Source organism: Solibaculum mannosilyticum, from assembly GCF_015140235.1.
Lineage (GTDB): Bacteria > Bacillota > Clostridia > Oscillospirales > Acutalibacteraceae > Solibaculum > Solibaculum mannosilyticum.
In genome coordinates, this window is record NZ_AP023321.1 from 156922 (window position 1) to 177207 (window position 20286).

17 protein-coding genes, 1 tRNA gene and 1 other annotated feature are annotated in these 20286 nt (G+C 54.2%); of the genes, 16 read left to right on the forward strand and 2 right to left on the reverse strand.

The annotated features are described in order from the left end of the window. The first annotated feature begins 244 nt into the window (after positions 1–244). The 5 genes from C12CBH8_RS00690 (at position 245) to fusA (ending at position 7214) form a co-directional block, all read left to right on the forward strand. Positions 245–2017 carry a V-type ATP synthase subunit A gene (locus C12CBH8_RS00690; RefSeq protein WP_215533357.1) on the forward strand — a complete coding sequence of 591 codons (1773 nt, stop codon included), beginning with the start codon at positions 245–247 and terminating at the stop codon, positions 2015–2017. Continuing rightward, on the forward strand, positions 2017–3393 hold the full coding sequence (locus tag C12CBH8_RS00695) for a V-type ATP synthase subunit B (protein ID WP_090263987.1): 1377 nt from the start codon (positions 2017–2019) through the stop codon (positions 3391–3393). Before C12CBH8_RS00690 ends, C12CBH8_RS00695 begins: the two co-directional genes overlap by 1 nt. 36 nt (positions 3394–3429) lie before the next feature. After that, positions 3430–3972 (forward strand): GNAT family N-acetyltransferase, encoded by a 543-nt coding sequence (locus tag C12CBH8_RS00700; protein WP_090263989.1) that lies wholly within the window; start codon positions 3430–3432, stop codon positions 3970–3972. Positions 3973–3978: 6 nt separating this feature from the next. Next, positions 3979–4653 (forward strand): V-type ATP synthase subunit D, encoded by a 675-nt coding sequence (locus C12CBH8_RS00705; RefSeq protein WP_090263991.1) that lies wholly within the window; start codon positions 3979–3981, stop codon positions 4651–4653. Between the two features lie 458 nt (positions 4654–5111). Then, positions 5112–7214 (forward strand): elongation factor G, encoded by a 2103-nt coding sequence (gene fusA, locus C12CBH8_RS00710; protein ID WP_090263994.1) that lies wholly within the window; start codon positions 5112–5114, stop codon positions 7212–7214. Positions 7215–7329: 115 nt separating this feature from the next. Here fusA and C12CBH8_RS00715 read toward each other — a convergent pair. Further along, positions 7330–7405, reverse strand: a tRNA-Val gene (locus C12CBH8_RS00715). A 256-nt stretch (positions 7406–7661) separates the two neighbouring features. Between C12CBH8_RS00715 and C12CBH8_RS00720 the strand changes: the two genes are divergently transcribed. The 10 genes from C12CBH8_RS00720 to C12CBH8_RS00765 all read left to right on the forward strand — a co-directional run bounded on the left by C12CBH8_RS00720 (position 7662) and on the right by C12CBH8_RS00765 (position 17494). Continuing rightward, positions 7662–8672 carry a DUF1385 domain-containing protein gene (locus C12CBH8_RS00720; protein WP_246441603.1) on the forward strand — a complete coding sequence of 337 codons (1011 nt, stop codon included), beginning with the start codon at positions 7662–7664 and terminating at the stop codon, positions 8670–8672. Beyond that, positions 8669–9538, forward strand: coding sequence for a peptide chain release factor N(5)-glutamine methyltransferase (gene prmC, locus C12CBH8_RS00725; RefSeq protein WP_090263997.1), 870 nt, complete (start codon positions 8669–8671; stop codon positions 9536–9538). Before C12CBH8_RS00720 ends, prmC begins: the two co-directional genes overlap by 4 nt. Before the next feature lie 84 nt (positions 9539–9622). Next, the gene (gene recA / locus C12CBH8_RS00730) at positions 9623–10798 is read left to right on the forward strand and encodes a recombinase RecA (protein ID WP_215533358.1); all 1176 of its coding nucleotides are present in this window, start codon (positions 9623–9625) and stop codon (positions 10796–10798) included. Then, positions 10795–11424 carry a regulatory protein RecX gene (locus C12CBH8_RS00735; protein ID WP_215533359.1) on the forward strand — a complete coding sequence of 210 codons (630 nt, stop codon included), beginning with the start codon at positions 10795–10797 and terminating at the stop codon, positions 11422–11424. Before recA ends, C12CBH8_RS00735 begins: the two co-directional genes overlap by 4 nt. 37 nt (positions 11425–11461) lie before the next feature. Further along, positions 11462–12802: a 30S ribosomal protein S12 methylthiotransferase RimO gene (gene rimO / locus C12CBH8_RS00740; protein WP_090264002.1), complete on the forward strand. Its 1341-nt coding sequence runs from the start codon at positions 11462–11464 to the stop codon at positions 12800–12802. 235 nt (positions 12803–13037) lie between these two features. After that, positions 13038–13607: a CDP-diacylglycerol--glycerol-3-phosphate 3-phosphatidyltransferase gene (pgsA, locus tag C12CBH8_RS00745; RefSeq protein ID WP_099323053.1), complete on the forward strand. Its 570-nt coding sequence runs from the start codon at positions 13038–13040 to the stop codon at positions 13605–13607. Between the two features lie 89 nt (positions 13608–13696). Continuing rightward, positions 13697–13918 (forward strand) — a binding site (T-box leader). Positions 13919–13995: 77 nt separating this feature from the next. Then, positions 13996–14637, forward strand: a complete 642-nt coding sequence (gene epsC, locus C12CBH8_RS00750; RefSeq protein WP_090264006.1) for a serine O-acetyltransferase EpsC — start codon at positions 13996–13998, stop codon at positions 14635–14637. Between the two features lie 21 nt (positions 14638–14658). Next, positions 14659–16065 carry a cysteine--tRNA ligase gene (gene cysS / locus C12CBH8_RS00755; RefSeq protein WP_099323054.1) on the forward strand — a complete coding sequence of 469 codons (1407 nt, stop codon included), beginning with the start codon at positions 14659–14661 and terminating at the stop codon, positions 16063–16065. A gap of 127 nt (positions 16066–16192) precedes the next feature. Further along, positions 16193–17128: a 1-phosphofructokinase family hexose kinase gene (locus C12CBH8_RS00760; protein ID WP_215533360.1), complete on the forward strand. Its 936-nt coding sequence runs from the start codon at positions 16193–16195 to the stop codon at positions 17126–17128. 114 nt (positions 17129–17242) lie between these two features. Beyond that, positions 17243–17494, forward strand: a complete 252-nt coding sequence (locus C12CBH8_RS00765) for a hypothetical protein (protein WP_090264012.1) — start codon at positions 17243–17245, stop codon at positions 17492–17494. Between the two features lie 747 nt (positions 17495–18241). Here C12CBH8_RS00765 and C12CBH8_RS00770 read toward each other — a convergent pair. After that, the gene (locus C12CBH8_RS00770; RefSeq protein WP_215533361.1) at positions 18242–19483 is read right to left on the reverse strand and encodes a putative glycoside hydrolase; all 1242 of its coding nucleotides are present in this window, start codon (positions 19481–19483) and stop codon (positions 18242–18244) included. Positions 19484–19626: 143 nt separating this feature from the next. Between C12CBH8_RS00770 and C12CBH8_RS00775 the strand changes: the two genes are divergently transcribed. Next, positions 19627–20265, forward strand: coding sequence for an adaptor protein MecA (locus C12CBH8_RS00775; RefSeq protein WP_090264016.1), 639 nt, complete (start codon positions 19627–19629; stop codon positions 20263–20265). The last annotated feature ends 21 nt before the right edge of the window (positions 20266–20286 follow it).

Below are 20286 nucleotides of genomic sequence, written 5' to 3' on the forward strand. Positions count from 1 at the left end.
TGAGATAAAAAAAGAATCACTTCCCTGCTTTCTTCAGGAAAGAAAGCGGAGAAGGTAAAATAAGGCGTTCCATTTCGAGAGTATCCATACGGGGCTTTCACAACGGAACCTTAGGCATAGCCGGTCGCTCAAGCTTAGAGAGCGGCAGAAAGAATCAGCCGAATTGGATGTCCCGATGCCCGCGCAATCGGGATAAGAGATAGAAAACTCTGTGCCGGCGCGGCGGCAGAATGGGGCTTATCATATGAGCAAAGGAACCATTGTAAAGGTATCCGGCCCTCTGGTCATCGCAAAGGACATGCGGGATGCCAATATGTTTGACGTGGTGCATGTCAGCGATCAGGGGTTGATCGGTGAAATCATCGAGATGCGCGGCGACCGTGCATCCATCCAGGTTTATGAGGAGACCTCCGGCCTGGGTCCCGGCGCACCGGTGACGTCCACAGGGGCGCCGCTTTCGGTGGAGCTGGGGCCGGGTCTCATCGGGTCGATTTACGACGGCATCCAGCGCCCGTTGGACGCCATTATGGCAAAGGCGGGCACCAATCTGGAACGAGGCGTCACCGTCCCGTCTTTGAACCGGGAGAAAAAATGGCAGTTTGAGCCGGTGGTACACGCTGGCAGCAAGGTAAAAGGCGGCGATGTCCTGGGCGTTGTTCAGGAGACCGAGGTGGTGGAGCATCGGGTTATGGTGCCTCCTGGACTCGTCGGCACGCTGGATCAGATCCAGGCGGGCTCTTATACGGTGGATCAGCCTGTGGCAGTGATCACAACGGCCAACGGACAGCGGGTGGAGATCCCTCTGATGCAGAAATGGCCGGTTCGTAGGGGACGTCCTTATCAAAAGAAGTTGTCCCCCGATGTACCTCTTATCTCGGGACAGCGTGTCATTGATACCCTGTTCCCCATCGCCCGTGGAGGCGTAGCGTCCATCCCCGGCCCCTTCGGCAGCGGCAAGACGGTGGTGCAGCATCAGCTGGCCAAATGGGCCGACGCCGACATCGTCGTGTACATCGGCTGCGGCGAGCGGGGCAACGAGATGACCGACGTCCTAAACGAATTCCCGGAACTAAAGGATCCCCGCACCGGCTATTCTTTGATGAAGCGCACGGTGCTCATCGCCAATACATCCGATATGCCGGTGGCCGCCCGTGAGGCGTCCATCTACACCGGTATCACCATCGCCGAATACTTCCGGGATATGGGGTATTCGGTTGCACTCATGGCCGATTCCACCTCCCGCTGGGCGGAGGCGCTGCGCGAGATGTCCGGACGCTTGGAGGAAATGCCGGGTGAAGAGGGATATCCCGCCTATCTGGGATCCCGCTTGGCCCAGTTCTACGAGCGGGCCGGACGCGTCATCACCCTGGGCGACGACAACCGGGAAGGGGCCTTATCGGTCATCGGAGCGGTATCCCCTCCCGGCGGCGATATTTCCGAACCGGTGTCCCAGGCGACGCTTCGCATTGTCAAGGTATTCTGGGGATTGGACTCCTCTTTGGCCTACAAACGTCATTTTCCGGCCGTCAACTGGCTGACCTCCTATTCGCTGTACGTGGATTCATTGGCCGATTGGTTCAAGAAGGAAGTGGCCGAGGACTGGATCGATTTGCGCCAGCGGATTCTGAGCCTTCTCCAGGAGGAGGCCGAACTGGAGGAAATCGTCAAGCTGGTGGGTATGGACGCTTTGTCCCCTGAGGACCGTCTTAAGCTGGAAGCCTCCCGGTCCATCCGCGAGGACTATTTACATCAGGACGCATTCCATGAGATCGACACCTATGCGTCTCTCAAAAAGCAGTACCGTATGATGGAGGCAGTACTCAACTGGTACGATAAGGCCTTAGAAGCCCTGAGGACCGGGGCCGATATCGAGGGTCTTGTCAATATGCCTGCCCGGGAGAAGATCGGTCGTTTAAAATACACGGAAGAAGACCAGGTGGACCAGGCTTACGAAGAGGCCGACGCCCAGATTGATCACGAGATCAAAGAGCTGTTCCAGAGAGAGGAGGATGCCTGATGCCCAGAGAATACCGGACCATCCAGGAAGTGGCGGGACCGCTGATGCTGGTCAAAGGGGTGGAGGACGTCGCCTACAACGAGCTGGGAGAGATCGAGCTGGGATCCGGCGAGATCCGCCGCTGCCGCGTGCTGGAGATCGACGGCGGCAATGCGCTTGTACAGCTGTTTGAAAGCTCATCCGGCATCAATTTGCAGAATAGCAAGGTGCGCTTTTTAGGGCGCAATATCGAATTGGGCGTATCGGAGGATATGCTTTCCCGGGTCTTTGACGGCATGGGCCGTCCCATCGACGGCGGGCCGGAGCTCATCCCCGAAGCCCGGCGGGATGTCAACGGCGTCCCTATGAACCCGGCCGCCCGGAACTATCCCCAGGAGTTTATCCAGACCGGTGTCTCGGCCATTGACGGACTTAATACCCTGGTCCGCGGCCAGAAGTTGCCCATCTTTTCCGGATCCGGCCTGCCCCACGCCAATCTGGCGGCCCAGATCGCCCGTCAGGCGAGAGTGCGCGGGACCGACGACCAGTTCGCCGTGGTGTTTGCCGCCGTAGGCATCACCTTTGAGGAGTCAAACTTCTTCATCGAGGATTTTAAACGCACCGGCGCCATCGATCGGACCGTCCTGTTTGTCAATCTGGCAAACGACCCGGCCATCGAGCGCATCGCCACTCCCCGTATGGCCTTGACGGCGGCGGAGTACCTGGCGTTTGACAAGGGCATGCACGTGCTGGTCATCATCACCGACATCACAAACTACGCCGACGCCCTGCGCGAAGTATCGGCCGCACGGAAAGAGGTACCCGGACGCCGGGGCTATCCGGGCTATATGTACACCGACCTTGCCTCCCTCTACGAGCGGGCCGGACGACTCAAGGGGAAAAACGGGTCCATCACCCTCATTCCCATCCTCACCATGCCGGAGGACGACAAGACCCATCCCATCCCCGACCTGACTGGGTACATCACCGAAGGGCAGATTATCTTATCTCGTGAACTGTACCGCAAGGGTGTCAAGCCGCCTATCGACGTACTGCCGTCCTTGTCCCGCTTAAAGGACAAGGGCATCGGGGAAGGCAAGACCCGTGCCGACCATGCAAACGTCATGAATCAGTTGTTTGCCGCCTATGCCCGCGGCAAGGATGCCAAGGAACTGATGACCATCCTGGGCGAAGCGGCGCTTACTGATATCGATAAAAAGTACGCCAAGTTCGCCGACGCCTTTGAGCAGCAGTATGTGTCTCAGGGGTATGAGAAAAACCGCTCCATCGAGGAGACCATGGAGCTTGGCTGGGAGCTTTTGTCCATGCTGCCCAGAAGCGAACTCAAGCGCATCAAAGATCAGTTCCTGGATGAATATTACCATGGGGAAGAGTAAACCGTTCCCCGACGCTTGCAGGAGGGGGGAACGCATATGCCTTATCTAGTGGGTCAGCGGGTGATGCTGCGGGAGTACCGGATGGAGGATGTGGAACTCATCCAAGGATGGGTCAATGATCTGGAGACCACCCGGTTTTTGGATGGAGCGGTGTTTCTCTATCCCAGGAGTATACAGCAGACCCGCTCTTTTGTGGAAGAAAATGCCCGATCCGGCGGGCCGAGCTTCATTATCGCTCATCGGGATTCGGAGGAATACATCGGTCAGCTGGAACTGACCCAGGTGGACTACCGCCATGGAGTAGCATCCTTGGGGATCGTCATCGGAGGCAAGGGATGCCGGGGAAAAGGGTACGGGACAGAAGCCATTGGGCTGAGCCTTCAGTTTGCCTTCCATCAGATGAATCTCAACCGCGTCGAACTGTGGGTGCGGGAGGACAACGAGGCGGCCCTCAAGTGCTACCGATCCTGCGGCTTTGTGGAGGAAGGCCGTCGCCGGAAGTGCTATGCAGCCGACGGCAGCCGTAAGGATCTGATTCTCATGGGCATCCTGCGGGACGAATGGGAAAGGAAGGTGTGACGCCCTATGGCTCTGATGCAGGTAAACCCCACCCGGATGGAACTCACCCGGCTGAAAAAACGTCTGGCTACCGCTTTGAGGGGGCACAAGCTGCTCAAGGATAAGCGGGACGAGTTGATGCGCCAATTTCTGGACATTGTGCGGGAAAACAAGGCCCTGCGTCAAAAGGTAGAACAGGGCATCGAAGAGGCCAACCGATATTTTATCGTGGCCCGGTCGGTGATGCAGAAGGAGGCGCTGTCGGTGGCCCTCATGGCCCCAAAACAGCAGGTCAAGCTGGAGGTGGGGATGAAGAACGTCATGAGTGTCGACATCCCCCGCTTTACCGCCAAGACCCGCACCGATAATCCCCACGATATTTATTCTTATGGATATGCCTTTACCTCCGGCGATTTGGACGGGGCCGTCCAATCGCTGGCCCAGGTACTGCCCGACATGCTGCGTCTGGCCGAATCGGAGAAGTCGGCCCAGCTGCTGGCGGCCGAGATCGAAAAGACGCGCCGCCGCGTCAACGCCTTGGAGCACGTCATGATCCCGGATTTACAGTCCACCATCCGGTACATCACCATGAAGCTGGATGAAAACGAACGGTCCAATCTGACCAGGCTGATGAAGGTCAAGGACATGATGATCGCCCAAAAGATCCAACAGGATCGGGAGCGGTCGGAGGAGGCCGTCTAGAGGCCGGACGGCTGAAAGAATATTCAGAAAAACCAAAGGAATATCAGAAAGAAAAAGGGCAAAACCGGCTTCTTCCGGAAGGGGAGAAGAGGACGGTTTTGTCCTTTTGATCAATAGGGAGAAATTTGGTTGACGTCTCGAAAAAGGGAGATATAGAGAAATGTTTCAAACAAAGGATCAGACGAAGGAAAGGAGAACGATAAACTTGCGAAAAGACGGGCCTTATTCCGGTGGATTCGACGCCACTTCTGGCGAAATAAGGAAAAATACTAGTAAATATAGCTAAGTTATAGCGTCGAAACTGTTCTGGCGGGCGAAAATCCAGGATTTCAAAAAAATGGATTGAATTTGATGGGCGGTTAAGATATAATTGATTCAAAGGCAGCATAATAATTGTGCAATATTTCAAAATCGCGTAAAGTGCAGCCAAACAAATACACTGGAAGGGGAATCAAATCTTGAAACAGTATACAGCCCAAAACATTCGAAATATCGTCCTAGGAGGCCACGGTGGGTCGGGAAAGACTTCACTGGCCGAAGCAATGCTCTATCTGGCCGGCGCATCGGAACGGCTGGGCAAAGTGGCCGACGGCAATACCGTCATGGATTTTGACCCCGAGGAAATGAAGAGAAAGACGTCGGTGTCCACTGCGGTGGCGCCGCTTGAGTGGAAAGATTGCAAAATCAACCTGATCGACACCCCTGGACTGTTCGACTTTGCCGGCGGACTCTGCGAAGGCGTCCGGGCGGGCGATTGCGTCATCATTCCGGTGTCGGGCAAATCGGGCGCCAAGGTGGGCGCAGAGAAGGCGTTCCAGGCCGCATCCAAGCGCGGCATCGGAAAGATTTTCTTTGTCACCAAGCTGGACGAAGAGCATGCTGATTTCGCCAAAGCAATCGCTTCCATCCAGGAGGTGTTTGGAGCAGGAGCATGTCCTGTGGTCATCCCCTACATGGAAGGCGGCAAGGCGCAGTGCTATATCGACGTCCTGCGGGAAAAAGCCTATACATATGACAAAGGTAAGATGAAAGAAGTCCCCATGCCTCAGACCGACGAGGTAGAGGAGATCCGCATGACCCTCTCTGAAGCGGTGGCCGAGACCGATGAGGACTTGATGGAAAAATATTTTGCCGGTGAATCCTTCACCAATGAGGAATTCATCAAAGGCGTGCAATTGGGACTGAAGTCCGGGGATATTTCGCCCATCCTGTGCGGTTCCGGCCTGAAGCTGGACGGCGTAGCCCAGCTTTTGGACTGCATTGTGGACTTAGTGCCGTCAGCGGCTGACGCAGCGGGCGAAGTGGCCGAGACCATGGACGGCGAACCGGTAGAACTGAAAGTATCCGAAGACGATCCCACTGCCGCCATTGTCTTTAAGACGGTGGCCGACCCCTTTGTGGGCAAACTGTCTTATTTTAAGGTCATCTCCGGCAAGGTCAAGGCCGATACCCAGATGTTCAACTCCCGCACCGGCCAGCCGGAAAAGGTGGGCAAACTTCTCACCATCCGCGGCAAGAAGCAGGAGGATACCACCTGTGTGGTGGCCGGTGACATCGGTGCTGTAGTAAAATTGGCGTCGGCCAAAACGGGCGATACTCTGTCGTCCACATCCCGCCCCGTCAAGCTGGAAGGGGTTAATTTCCCGACACCCAGTTTGTCCATGGCGGTCAAGCCCAAGAACAAGGGCGACGAGGAAAAGATGGCCTCTGGCCTCAGCCGACTCAAGGAAGAAGATCCCACCATTACGGTGAAAAATAATGTAGAAACCCATCAGATGGTTCTGTCCGGCCTGGGTGAACAGCATCTGGATGTCATCGCCTCCAAGCTCAAGCAGAAGTTCGGCGTGGAACTCAAGATGAAGGCACCCAAGGTAGCATACCGTGAGACTATCCGTAAGAAGGTCAAGGTACAGGGCCGCCATAAGAAACAGACCGGTGGCCACGGCCAGTTCGGTGACGTATGGATTGAGTTTGAACCCTGTGACGGCGATGATCTGGTGTTTGAAGAGAAGGTGTTCGGCGGCGCAGTACCGAAGAACTTCTTCCCGGCCGTAGAAAAGGGCCTGCGGGACTGTGTGGAACACGGCGTATTGGCCGGATACCCGGTAGTTGGCCTGAAGGCCACTTTGGTGGACGGCTCCTATCATCCGGTGGACTCCTCTGAAATGTCCTTTAAGATGGCGGCAGGTTTGGCTTATAAGGCCGGACTTCCCCAAGCAAGCCCGGTTTTGCTGGAACCCATCGGCAGCGTTAAGGTGTTTATCCCGGAAGCCAACATGGGCGATATCATCGGCGAAGTCAACAAACGCCGTGGCCGTGTGCTGGGTATGGACGCTGGCGAAGACGGCATGCAGGTGGTGTCGGCGGAAGCTCCGGAAGCCGAAATGTACGATTTCTCCACCTATCTGCGTCAGGTGACGCAGGGCCGCGGCAGTTTTACCATGTCCTTTGAGCGGTATGAGGAGGCTCCCTCCTTTGTGGCGCAGAAGGTCATTGACGCCGCAAAGGCTGCGAAAGCGGCTAAGGAAGCCAAGAGCAGCAAAGACGAGGACGACGAATAAAAACGGCAATCTGCCGAAAGAAAAAAGCCCCGGTGCTATCACCGGGGCTTTCTGATAGAAAAGAGGAAAAAAGAATAAAAAAGGTCGCCCCCACTATTGCAAGGACAACCCCCAATGGTGGACGCTAACGGACTTGAACCGCTGACCCTCTGCACGTCAAGCAGATGCTCTTCCAGCTGAGCTAAGCGTCCATATTTTATTTACAATTACTTTTTGCGACGAAGAATATTATATCACTTCATTTTAAGAAAAGCAAGGGGAAAATCGAAAAAAATGGAGAAATATAAAATTTTTTGCCCGAAGGGAAAACTTCATAAAAGGTTTACGGTTGTCAGCTTGAATTTAGGGGAGGGATATGGTATGTTTAGCATAGAAATGTTTCCTTAGGCGCACTTTTTAATGGGAAAAGTTGCACCTATTTTACGGGATAAAAAGGATGGGTTGAATTTGAAAAAACCAAAGAACAGTCGTTTGGGCATCATCGGCGGCCAGGCGCTGATTGAAGGCGTTATGATGCGCGGCCCCAAAGGTACGGCATTGGCTGTACGCGTCCCCTCAGGGGAGATTGAAACAGAGGACCTGGATTGTGTGGACATCAAGGGAAAATCGGGCTTTTTCCGCATTCCTTTGATACGAGGTATTGTAGGGTTCATCGAGTCGTTGCTCACGGGTTTTAAGGCATTGATGCGTTCGGCGGAAAAGGCCGGCATCGATCTGGAGGAGGACGATGGGGAAGAAGCCTCCAAGTTTGAAAAATGGATCACTGATAAATTAGGAGACAAATTGATGGGTGTGCTCACATCCATTGCAGCAGTACTGGGTGTAGTGCTGGCGGTATTTTTGTTTATGTATCTGCCGTCTCTGCTCTTCAGCCTGTTGCAGGGCGCGGTGGGGGATCAAATTGCCAACCTGCGGGCTGTATTTGAAGGCGTGTTGAAAATCGCCATTTTTATTGGATACATCGCATTGGTGGCCCGTATGAAAGAGATCGGACGGGTGTTTCAATATCACGGAGCCGAACACAAGACCATCTTTTGTTATGAGAATGGTTTGGATTTGACGGTGGAAAACGTCCGCAAACAGTCCCGATTTCATCCCCGCTGCGGCACCAGTTTCCTGGTGCTCATGCTGCTGGTCAGCATTTTGATTTCGTCTTTATTAGTGTACTTCACCGATTTGGACAACAACAATATGGTGTGGGTGCCCATTAAGATTTTAATCCTGCCGGTCATCATGGGCGTGGGATATGAGATCATCCGGTTTGCCGGACGGCATGACAATTTGTTGACCCGTATTCTGTCGGCCCCAGGCATGTGGACCCAACGGTTGACCACCAAAGAGCCGGACGACAGCATGATTGAAGTGGCTATCCAGTCGGTTATGGCGGTGCTCCCGGAGGAGGATCTGCCGCAAAAAACAGAAAAAAGCGTAGAAAGTAGCGAGGTTCAAGCATCATGAGCGTGACCTTTGAGCAGGTATATCAAAAGGCAAAGCAGCGTCTGACAGAGGCAGGGTGTGAAAGCCCTGCCTTTGATGTCATTCAGCTGATGGATGCGGTATTCCACATCGGCAGGGAACAGTTGACGGTGCGAGGTAAGGAAGAGGTCCCAGAAAAGGATGTGGAGCGGTTTGTCCATCTTGTCAAACGCCGGGCGGCCGGGTATCCGCTCCAGTATCTGGTGGGCGGATGGGAGTTTATGGGACTGCCCTTCCAGGTAGGGGAAGGTGTGCTCATCCCGCGGGCTGATACGGAAGTGCTGTGTGAAAAGGCATTGGAGTTCCTAACAGGGAAAGAGAGTCCCCAGGTGCTGGATCTGTGTTCCGGATCGGGAGCACTGGCGGTGTCCATCGCCAAGTTTTGTCCAGATGCCCAGGTGACGGCGTTGGAAAAATCCACCGACGCCATTGAGTATCTCATTCAAAACGCCCGTCAGAACGGCGTACAGGTGAAGGTCGTAGAAGGGGATATGCTTCTCCCGCCCCCGGAGCTGGGACAATTTGACGTAATCGTATGCAATCCCCCCTATATCCCCTCCTACGAGCTGGAGACGCTTCCCACGGAACTGTCTTATGAACCGGCCATGGCGTTGGACGGCGGCGGGGACGGCCTGGTGTTTTACCGGTCGCTGCTCCAGAACTGGCTGGGCCTTCTCAAACAGGGAGGTCTTTTGGCGGTGGAGATCGGATCGGAACAGGGATCGTCTGTACGGGATCTATTTTGTCGTCACGGCCTTTCCGAGGTGAAGGTGTATCAGGATCTGGCCGGTTTGGATCGGGTGGTATTGGGCGTTTTTGGTTGCAATGAGCCCATGAATACGGTATAATAACCCTATTAGAAAATATTTTCCCAGAGCTTGGAAAGGACGGGAAAAGCATCCGATAAATCGGTGAGAGGAAGGGAATCAGATATGGCATCTTCCATGGATAAAAAGGGGTCGGTTACCCCTGCGAACGACAAAAAAAAGGCGCTGGAAACGGCCCTTACGAATATTGAAAAACAGTTTGGCAAAGGCGCCGTCATGAAGCTGGGGCAGAACCAGGGTATGAACGTGGAGGCCATCTCCACCGGTTCGCTTTCGCTGGATATGGCACTGGGCATCGGAGGCGTCCCGAGGGGACGTATCATCGAGATCTACGGCCCGGAATCGTCGGGTAAGACCACTTTGGCGCTGCACGTCATTGCCGAGGCCCAGAAAAAGGGAGGCGAGGCCGCGTTCATCGATGTGGAGCACGCTTTGGATCCTGTGTATGCCGCGGCGCTTGGAGTGGATGTGGATTCTCTGCTTGTCTCCCAGCCGGATACCGGCGAGCAGGCGTTGGAGATCACCGAAGCCCTGGTGCGTTCCGGGGCTTTGGACGTGGTGGTTGTGGACTCAGTGGCGGCTTTAGTGCCCCGGGCCGAGATTGAGGGCGAAATGGGCGATACCCATGTGGGCCTTCAGGCCAGGCTGATGTCTCAGGCGTTGCGCAAATTGGCCGGCGTTATCGCAAAATCCAATTGTGTGGCTATTTTTATCAACCAGCTGCGTGAGAAGGTGGGCGTCAGCTACGGCAATCCGGAAGTCACGCCCGGCGGCCGCGCCCTCAAGTTCTATGCAAGCGTGCGCATCGATGTGCGCCGTATTGAGACATTGAAAAACGGCACCGAAATGGTGGGTTCCCGTACTCGCGCTAAAGTAGTGAAGAATAAGGTGGCGCCGCCCTTTAAGGTGGCGGAATTTGACGTCATGTACGGAAAGGGCATTTCCCGGGAGGGAGAGCTTCTGGATATGGCGGTGCTTGCAAACGTGGTGCAGAAGAGCGGATCCTGGTTCTCTTACGGGGATGTTCGTCTAGGCCAGGGCAGGGACGCCGCCAAGAATTATTTTGCAGACAATCCCGAAGTGGCCGCCGAAGTGGAGGCAAAAGTCCGGGAAAAGATGAAGGAACAGGAGGAGGCCAAAGTAAAGCCTCGCCGTCCTGTTTCAGCTCCGGCGCCTGCCGTACCTTCTGCACAGGCGGCCCCAGCCGCCAAGGCGCCGGAAGCTCCGAAACCGGCCCGCAAAGCGGTGGATATCGACATTTTGGTGGATGACGACGAATGACGGTACCCATTGACCAGCTCAGGCGTCGCAGGGACGGTATGATCGAAGCGATAAGCGGCGGGGAATGCCTGTGCCTTTTGGATGAGGAAAGTTTGGACAGTTCCGGGCTGGCGGAAGGCAGCCTGTGGGACTGGGAGGACCTCATGGAATTGTCCCATCAGGCCCAGGAACGTTTTGCCAAACGCAAGGCGCTGAGCCTGCTATCCAGGCGGGACTACTCCATGGAGGAGCTGACCCAGAAGCTGGAGCAGACAGTGGACCGGGAATCAGCGGAACGCGCCGTCTGCCGGATGCAGGAATTGGGCCTTGTGGACGATCGAAAATATGCCGGGCGTCTGGCCCGGGATTTGATGGAACGCAAATGCTTTGCACCGTCCAGGGTCAGGCGGGAGCTGATTCAAAAAGGCATTGACCGGGACGTAGCCCATCAGGCGGTAGAGCTTGTGGAGTACTGTCCGGAACGGTCGATCAGCCGCATTGTGGAGAAAAAATACGGCGGCGTCATTGAGGATGAGAAAAAACTGCGGCGGATCTTTTCGGCGCTGCAGCGGTATGGATACAGCGCCTATGAGATCTGGCCGGCCCTGCGTTCTTTTTTGGAGGAGGGCCTGTCGGAGGACGAGTAGGCGGCAAATAAGACGACAAAACCAAGGGGGAACAAGGATGGCAATCAAAGTGGGTATGGTGTCGCTGGGATGCCCGAAAAACCAGGTGGATGGGGAAATGATGCTGGCGGCTCTCTCGGGGGAAGGGTTTGCTATTACCAACGACGCTTCCGAGGCCGACGTTATTTTGGTCAACACCTGCGGTTTCATTGACGACGCCAAAAAGGAATCCATCGAGACCATCCTGGAAATGGCGGAGTATAAGAAAACCGGCCGTCTCAGGGCGCTGGTGGTGACAGGGTGTCTAGCCGAACGGTACCAAAAAGAGGTGCTGGACGAGATGCCGGAGGTGGATGCCGTTTTGGGCATCGGTTCCAATGGGAAGATCGCCCAGTCCATCCGCGAAGTGCTGGAGAATGGCGAAAAGATGACGTGTTTCCCTCCCAAATCCTGCATGCCCCTCACAGGGGAACGCACGCTCACCACCCCTCCCTACACCGCTTATCTGCGGGTGGCCGACGGATGCAGCAATTGCTGTACGTACTGTGCCATCCCCATGATCCGGGGCCCTTTCCGCAGCCGTCCCATGGAGGAAATTTTGGAGGAGGCAAGGAAGCTGGCACAGGACGGCGTCAAAGAGCTGGTGGTCATCGCCCAGGATACGTCCCGGTACGGCTTGGACCTCTACGATACATTGATGCTTCCTGAGCTGTTAAAGCAGCTGTGTCAAATCGACGGCGTACGATGGATCCGGGTACTCTATGCCTATCCGGATACCATCACCCCAGAGCTTCTGGAGGTGATGGCACAGGAACCCAAGGTGTGCAACTACCTGGATCTTCCCCTGCAACACGCGTCAAAGGATGTTCTAAAGGCCATGAACCGCCGGGGAGATCAGCAAAGTCTGCTTCATTTGGTACGTACCCTGCGGGACAAGGTGGAAGATATCGCCCTGCGCACCACCCTTATCGCTGGTTTCCCCGGTGAGACGGAGGAACAATTTGCAGAGCTGGCGGAGTTTGTCAAGGAGGCCCAATTCGACCATCTGGGATGTTTTGCCTATTCGCCGGAGGAGGATACCATCGCCGCTGCTTTGGAGAATCAGGTGGAGGATGAGGTAAAACAGCGCCGCCAGGAGATCATTATGGAAGAGCAATCGCTGATATCCTCAAGCCGTCTGGAAAAGCAGGTTGGCAAGAGGGAAACGGTACTGGTGGAGAAGAAAGGGGAACGCCCCGGACTTTATGTGGGGCGGACACAGCGTCAGGCCCCGGAGATCGATGGCGTTGTGTTGTTCACAGCCAAACAGCCCCTTTTACCGGGCCAGTTTGTGGAGGTGGAACTCACCGGCCACACCGATTACGATTTGAAAGGACATCTGGTATCAGCTGAGCAATGAGATGTCCCGGTGATAGGAAGAACATTCAGGAATCCCCTTTCTTTTTTGACAAAGCCCGCCGCTTTGACGGCGTATGATAAGAGATAGCCCCTGTGGTACAGAGGGTTGATACAGTTGCTTTGTCAGGGAGATGATAAGGGAATAGAGATGCACTGCCATGGCCGATACCGGTCAGAAAGATCTCTAAGGAAAATTCACTTCACCTATTCACGCGCGGGAACGCATGGAGGTTTGTATGAATACACCCAATAAACTAACGGTGCTTCGCATCGCCATGACGCCCATTTTTTTATTTTTCCTGTTGGCGGATTTTATCCCCCACAACGCGTTGTTGGCGGCGGCGGTATTTGCCATGGCGTCCATCACCGACGCTGTGGATGGAAAACTAGCCCGGCGGAACAATCAAATTACCACATTTGGCAAGTTCCTAGACCCGCTGGCGGATAAGATCCTAGTGACTTGTGCGCTGATCGGATTTGTAGAATTGGGACTTGTCAGCGCCTGGTTTGTGGTACTCATTATCGCCCGGGAATTTTTGGTTACCTCCCTTCGCCTGGTAGCGGCCGGCGGCGGAGAGGTCATAGCGGCCAACATCTGGGGCAAGATGAAAACAGTCAGCCAGATGGTGGCCATTATCACCATCATGCTGCTGGAGGAATTAAAGGTATTGTTACCAACCGCCGGCGTACAGGCTACGGTTACGGTGGTGGATACCGTTCTGATCTCCATTGCCACGTTGGCTACGGTGATTTCCGGCGTGCAGTACATGTGGCAGTATCGGGAACACATCAATACCACCAAATAATCCTACAAAATCGGTATGTTTTTCTGCGGCTGTGGGATAGAAAAAGCGTTGTCAAGCGGATGCCATAGCGCTATAATAAGAACATAAGACAAAATGCGTGGAACAGGTAGAGTAACCCTGCCAGACCTGCATGAAAGAGACGGAGGCCACCGGCTGAAAGCCATCCGATGCAAAAGGCAGAGTGAAGTGCACCTGGGAGCACATGGGGGGAAGAGTTTTTTTAGGAGTATCCCCATGCGGCAGGCCGCCGTTACCGGCATCCCCGAATGAGTGATAAATTGGAGTGGAACCGCGGTTTAGCCGCCTCCGTTGCAGCATTTTCTGCGATGGAGGCGGTTTCTTGTTTTAAGGGAAATCCCTTTGTCGCGGATCAGAAGGGAGAAGACTTATGTTTAACCGCTTGAGAGAAGACATCGCCGCTATCAAGGAGAGAGATCCGGCCGCTCGTTCCGGTTTTGAAGTGTGGTTTTTATACCAGGGCCTCAAAGCGGTGCGATCCCATCGCAGAGCCCACTGGTTTTACAAACGCAATATGCTGTTTTTAGCCCGCTGGATCAGCCAACGCAACCGTAAAAAGACCGGCATTGAGATTCATCCCGGCGCCAAAATTGGACGGGGTGTGCTCATCGACCACGGCATGGGTGTGGTCATCGGCGAGACGGCTGAGGTGGGAGACAATTGCACCATCTACCAGGGCGTCACCTTAGGAGGTACCGGCAAGGATACCGGAAAACGCCATCCCACCATCGGCAAAAACTGCATGATCGGCGCCGGCGCCAAGATTTTAGGTCCCATCAAGGTAGGGGACAACTGCAAAGTGGCGGCCAATGCGGTGGTGCTCAGCGATCTGCCGCCCGATAGCACGGCGGTAGGCGTACCGGCACGTGTGGTGCGCCGAGGGGGCAAAAAGGTAGTGGATCAGCTGGATCAGGTGCATATCCCAGATCCCGTGGCGCAGCAGATGTGCCGTCTGGAAACGGAGATTGGCAGATTGCGCCGTAAAATAGATAAATTGCATCACATCTCATGAGATACAGAAAGGAATAGAACTATGAAATTATACAATACGTTAACTCGCGAAAAGCAAGAATTCCAGCCCATGGGGGAGGAAGCCACCATCTACGCCTGCGGTCCCACGGTGTATAATTTTATCCACATCGGAAACGCCCGGCCGTTGTGCGTCTTTGATGTGCTGCGTCGCTACATGGCGTACCGCGGTATGCCGGTACGGTTTGTGCAGAATTTTACCGACGTCGACGACAAGATCATCAATAAGGCAAACAGTGAAGGGGTTTCCTCCACCGAGATTGCCGAGCGGTACATCGCCGAATACTGGACCGATGCCGACGGCCTCAACATCCAGCGTGCCACCGTCCATCCCAAGGCCACCGAAAACATCGACGAGATTATCGATATTGTAAAGACGCTTATCGACAAGGGTTATGCCTACCAGAGCGGATCGGATGTCTACTTCAGGACCCTGAAGGATGAACATTACGGCAAGCTTTCCCATCAGCCCATCGAGGACTTGGAATCAGGGGCCCGCATCGACGTCAGCGACGTCAAAGAGGATGCCCTGGACTTCGCCCTGTGGAAGGGGGCAAAGCCCGGGGAACCGGCCTGGGAATCCCCTTGGGGGATGGGACGGCCCGGCTGGCATATTGAATGTTCAGCCATGGCCCGCCGGTATCTGGGCAAGACCATCGACATCCACTGTGGCGGCGAGGATCTGGTGTTCCCCCATCATGAGAACGAGATCGCACAGAGCGAATGCGCCAACGGCGCTCCCTTTGCCCGGTTCTGGGTGCACAACGGCTTTATCAATGTGGACAAACGGAAGATGTCCAAATCCCTGGGCAATTTCTTTACCGTCCGGGAGGTAGCTGAGAAGTTCGGGTATGAACCCATCCGGTATTTGATGGTGTCCTCCCACTACCGCAGCCCCATCAACTACAGCCTGGAGATTATGGAACAGTGCGTAGCCGCATTGGATCGCCTCTACACCTGCCGGGATAACCTGAACTTTGCCTTGAAAAACGCTGTGGACGGTTCTGCCGACGCCGGACTTTTGGATCGTCTTGGCCAGTACCGCAGCCGATTCTGCGCCGCCATGGACGACGATCTCAACACGGCCGACGCCATGGGCGTGGTGTTTGAGATGGTGCGGGACGCCAATACAACACTGGTCGGTGTGGACGGGGTGTCGAAACAGAGCGTGCAGGCCGCTTTGGATGCGCTGGAGGAGCTGACGGGCGTATTGGGCCTGCTGTATGAACGGGGACAGGAAAGCGACGACGATCTGACAGCCCATGTAGAGGAGCTGATTGAAAAGCGCGCAAAGGCCCGCAAGGAGAAAAATTGGGCCGAGGCCGACCGCATCCGGGATCAGCTGAAAGAGGAAGGCATTGTCTTGGAGGATACGCCGCAAGGTGTCAAATGGAGCAAAAAAACGGTATAAAATTTCGAGGGTTATGATCTTGAAATTTAGGTATGTTGGTGTATAATAAAGAAAAGATTAAGAGGAATATGCCGTAGACCTTGTGCAGATAGTTGGAAGGTCCCGGCGTATGAGGGAGTGAACCGTTATGTTGCCCAAGGTTTTGACTGTGACCCTCAATCCATCCATTGACGTCACCTTGTGGCTGGATCAGTTGGATACCGATATGGTCAACCGCGTCAAGAGGGAGACCCGTCAGCCCGGGGGAAAGGGGATCAATGTATCCCGCGTGCTGACTCGATCGAGTATCCCGACCCTGGCCACTGGTATCGCTGGATTTGATAATCTCCACGCCATGACCTATGTACTGGGACGAGAAGGGGTCAAACATCGTTTTGTGAGGACGCTGGGAGATATCCGGGAGAATATTACTCTCCGGGTGGGCAAAGAGACCATCAAAGTCAACCGTGAAGGCCTTGAGTGTTCCCAAGATGATCTGGGAAAATTGATGCGCATCCTGAGGGAGGAGATTCATCCAGGGGACTTTTGCGTCTTTGGAGGAAGCTTACCCCAAGGCGTCGGGTTTGAGGATGTGAAAGCCTTGACTCAGGAGGCCCAGTCGGTAGAAGGCATTGTGGCAATTGATACCGATTGTCTCACATTGGATCAATTAAGCGAGATAAAACCGTGGCTGATTAAGCCCAACGCAGGGGAATTCTGCCGATTGGTTCAAGCGGAGCCGGAGACGCCGGAGGAAATGCTCTCTTATGGCAAACAGGTATTGGATTGTGGTATATCGGTGGTACTGCTGAGCCTCGGCTCAGAGGGTATGCTGGGCATCACCAAGGATCAAGCGATATTGGCAAAGGTTCCAGCGGTGGAGGCCCAATCCACGGTAGGGGCAGGGGATTCTTCCTTGGCGGGATTCTTGGCAGCCCATATCCGAGGCCTGAGCTTTGACGAATGCGTGCGTTTGGCAGCTGCTTATGGGACGGCGTCGGTCACCGACCAATCGGCTGAATTGGCTTATCCCAACCGTGCCGCTGAATATTATGGGCGCATTACCATTACGCAGCTGCAATAGGAAAGACAGATTTCCTGGAGAATAGGGATCATAAAAGGAAAAGGACATGGTAGACTTTGTGAGTAAGGCTTACCATGTCCTTTTTCCATAGGGATGTATTTAGAATGGCGGCGAATGCCGCAGGAGGAGAGCGATGAATTAAGCGGCTCGTTTGGATACGCGGGGGCGTTGGATATGCGTGCTGCGATTTTTCGGTACACGGAACCGGCGACAGAAATGCTTCCATCGACGAAGCATCCGTCTCTCAAACAATACGACACGCTGTTCAAAGAGAAAGCCCATGCCGATCCCAAGGATGACCAGTACTTCCAATATCGTTTGAAGGGTTTGCCCGATTGTCATAATGAATTCCCCCATTTAAATTAGAATTTTTGTTCACCAATAGTATAACATATGTTCGACAAAAATGGAAGAGAGAAAGAACAAATTTTTGAAATTTAGTTCGACAAAGATGTCAGGACTATCTTTAGTGAAATTGTATGTTTTGAGAAGGGATAGTTAACTCTGCTATCTCAATAGAAGGGAAGGATACCGAGCTGCAATAAGTTGCGTTTAGGAAAACAAGTAAAGGCGAAGTGGAGGGAGGTACTGCCCCCAAGAAAGCCCGGCGCCTTCCCCAGAAAGGGAAAAGATACCGGGCTGTCATAAGTTCTGTTTGAGAAAACAAGTACGGGCGAAGTAGAGGGGGGGTACTGCCCCCAAGAAAACCCGGCGCCTTCCCCAGAAAGGGAAAAGATACCGGGCTGTCATAAGTTGTGTTTGAGAAAACAAGTACGGGCGAAGTGGAAAGGGGTCACTGCCCCCAAGAAAGCCCGGCGCCTTCCCCAGAAAGGGAAAAGATACCGGGCTGTCATAAGTTCTGTTTGAGAAAACAAGTACGGGCGAAGTGGAAGGGGGTACTGCCCCCAAGAAAGCCCGGCACCTTCCCCAGAAAGGGAAAAGAAACCGGGCTGTCATAAGTTGTGTTTGAGAAAACAAGTACGGGCGAAGTGGAAGGGGGTACTGCCCCCAAGAAAGCCCGGCACCTTCCCCAGAAAGGGAAAAGAAACCGGGCTGTCATAAGTTGTGTTTGAGAAAACAAGTACGGGCGAAGTGGAAGGGGGGCACTGCCCCCTAAGAGAGATCTAGCTGGTCTTTGGAATAAGATCCATCGGGATTATAATAAATCACCGACTGGATACCGCTGCTGGTCAGAGCATCCACTTGTTCCTCTACTTGACTATCGGACATATCGTAAGCCTGTACCCATCCCCACAAAGTTGTGGATGAACCGGCGTTTGCTTCAGCAGCATCAGCTACAGCCTCCACCACTTCGGCCACTTGATTGGACGGGTCGTCAAAGGTCTCGCCGGAAATGGTAATGTCTTTGCCAAGCTCTCCCGGCATACAATTTACAGCGGCAGTTTTTGCGCCAAAGGTCAGGGGATTGCCGTCACCGTAAATGGAACTGGTTTCACCAGCAGCCACATTACCAGGGCACGATAAGATCATCTCAGCTCCTTTGGCCTGCAAAGCGTCCTGCATTTTTTCCACAAAGGTACTTAATGCTTCTTCCCGGGATATGGTCTCAGCTTCTTTGCCGTAATAAGCGGTACTGCCGCCCTTGTCGGGGAACTGGACCCCTTCCAGCATAATTTGTTCAAAGCCCATATCAACCGCTTCAGAAGCGATATCGATGAGATACTGAGCAGCCACATCGGAATAAGGATTGAGCCAGGACTTACCGCCGTTTGCCTTGGAGGCATCCAGCCAAGTCAACTGGGGATTCGGTTTATACTGGATGGCCCCCGCACGGATGGCCAATTTCGCAATAGGATCTTTAAAGCAGACCATCCGGCCGATGGGCTGGATGCCCGCATCCTTCAGATCGGTCAATGCGGCCATCAGATCAGGAGCATCGTCAGCCACAGCGCCGGCTGTTTTGGGAGCCTCTAGGTTGGAGGCATAGGTTAAAGTGCCGTCCTCCAATTTAATATCCACCACTACGGCGTTGACGCCGGTCTCTTTGGCCAGAGCGATAAAGGAATCGAGGTCCTTCCCCGTGAGGGTATCCAGCGGCAGCCAAACGGCTTTTGTGCCGGTGACCTGGGTTTTGGAGGGTTCCGATGACGCAGCGGAAGAAGCAGAAGGCTGGGATGAAACCGGAGTCTGCGATGAGGCAGGGGCTTCACTTGAGACATCCCCTACAGAGGAAGAGGGTTCCGACGACGTAATATTCTTAAAAAAGTTCATCACCGGGCCGGCTACACTGTATCCCACAAAGACCAGGACGATACACACCACAACCAATAAGATCCAACGGAAGGGGTGACGTTTCTTGCGGTACATGGTACGTCTACGGCGAATTTTATCCATAAGTAGCTCATCTCCAATTACGAAGGAATCACAGAAGTCCAAAAGGTTTTCAAAGGGAAGGCTGGAAAGAAACATCATTCGACAAGGTCAATGTTTTCCATCCTGATTTTGCCCTCTTGCATTGTGGAGGGGTATGGCATATCATGACACTAGGGAGATCGTTTCCCAAACCAAAGAAATGGGGCTGTTGTCATTTGAAGATCGAGTTATGTGGGGAAGACAGGCTGCGGATCACCCTAAACCAGGCCGATCTGGAGCAGCTGTCCATCTCCTTTGAGGAGCTGGACTACGGCCGGATGGAGACCAGACGCATCATCTGGGAACTGCTGGATGAAGCCAATCGCCGTACCGGGTTCGACAGCTCAAAAGGGAAATTGCTCATCGAGGCCATGCCGCTGTTGGACGGCGGATGTGTTCTGTATTTCACCATCCTCCCCCGGGAGTACGATCAAAAGAACCGGCCGAAGAAGCTGCATCTGCGCCGGCTGGGCGGACCGTACGTCTATGAGTTCCAGGGGGCCGACGAGCTGATGAGCGTATGCTCCCGCCTTTCCCGGGAATATCCGGACGCCATTCCAAAGAGCACTGTCTATCAGATGGATCACTCTTATCGCCTGGTGATCTACACCAGGGAGGACACCTGCAAGACTTGTGCGCCTCTGCTCAGCGAATACGGAAGTCCCGCCGGAGAGGGAAGCGCTGCCGCGGCATTTGCGGCCGAACACGGAAAAATGCTTGCCGAAGGGGATGCCGTCAGTCAGATTGGACGTCATCTCTCCTAAAAGGTACGCGCGATACACAGC

Excerpts from the sequence above, each read along its gene's own strand:
- C12CBH8_RS00690 (WP_215533357.1), top strand. The coding sequence starts at position 245 with ATGAGCAAAGGAACCATTGTAAAGGTATCCGGCCCTCTGGTCATCGCA.
- pgsA (WP_099323053.1), top strand. The coding sequence starts at position 13,038 with ATGAATACACCCAATAAACTAACGGTGCTTCGCATCGCCATGACGCCC.
- C12CBH8_RS00700 (WP_090263989.1), top strand. The coding sequence starts at position 3,430 with ATGCCTTATCTAGTGGGTCAGCGGGTGATGCTGCGGGAGTACCGGATG.
- C12CBH8_RS00705 (WP_090263991.1), top strand. The coding sequence starts at position 3,979 with ATGGCTCTGATGCAGGTAAACCCCACCCGGATGGAACTCACCCGGCTG.
- C12CBH8_RS00770 (WP_215533361.1), bottom strand. The coding sequence starts at position 19,483 with ATGGATAAAATTCGCCGTAGACGTACCATGTACCGCAAGAAACGTCAC.
- C12CBH8_RS00775 (WP_090264016.1), top strand. The coding sequence starts at position 19,627 with ATGACACTAGGGAGATCGTTTCCCAAACCAAAGAAATGGGGCTGTTGT.
- C12CBH8_RS00765 (WP_090264012.1), top strand. The coding sequence starts at position 17,243 with ATGCCGCAGGAGGAGAGCGATGAATTAAGCGGCTCGTTTGGATACGCG.
- C12CBH8_RS00760 (WP_215533360.1), top strand. The coding sequence starts at position 16,193 with ATGTTGCCCAAGGTTTTGACTGTGACCCTCAATCCATCCATTGACGTC.
- cysS (WP_099323054.1), top strand. The coding sequence starts at position 14,659 with ATGAAATTATACAATACGTTAACTCGCGAAAAGCAAGAATTCCAGCCC.
- epsC (WP_090264006.1), top strand. The coding sequence starts at position 13,996 with ATGTTTAACCGCTTGAGAGAAGACATCGCCGCTATCAAGGAGAGAGAT.
- recA (WP_215533358.1), top strand. The coding sequence starts at position 9,623 with ATGGCATCTTCCATGGATAAAAAGGGGTCGGTTACCCCTGCGAACGAC.
- C12CBH8_RS00695 (WP_090263987.1), top strand. The coding sequence starts at position 2,017 with ATGCCCAGAGAATACCGGACCATCCAGGAAGTGGCGGGACCGCTGATG.
- prmC (WP_090263997.1), top strand. The coding sequence starts at position 8,669 with ATGAGCGTGACCTTTGAGCAGGTATATCAAAAGGCAAAGCAGCGTCTG.
- rimO (WP_090264002.1), top strand. The coding sequence starts at position 11,462 with ATGGCAATCAAAGTGGGTATGGTGTCGCTGGGATGCCCGAAAAACCAG.
- C12CBH8_RS00735 (WP_215533359.1), top strand. The coding sequence starts at position 10,795 with ATGACGGTACCCATTGACCAGCTCAGGCGTCGCAGGGACGGTATGATC.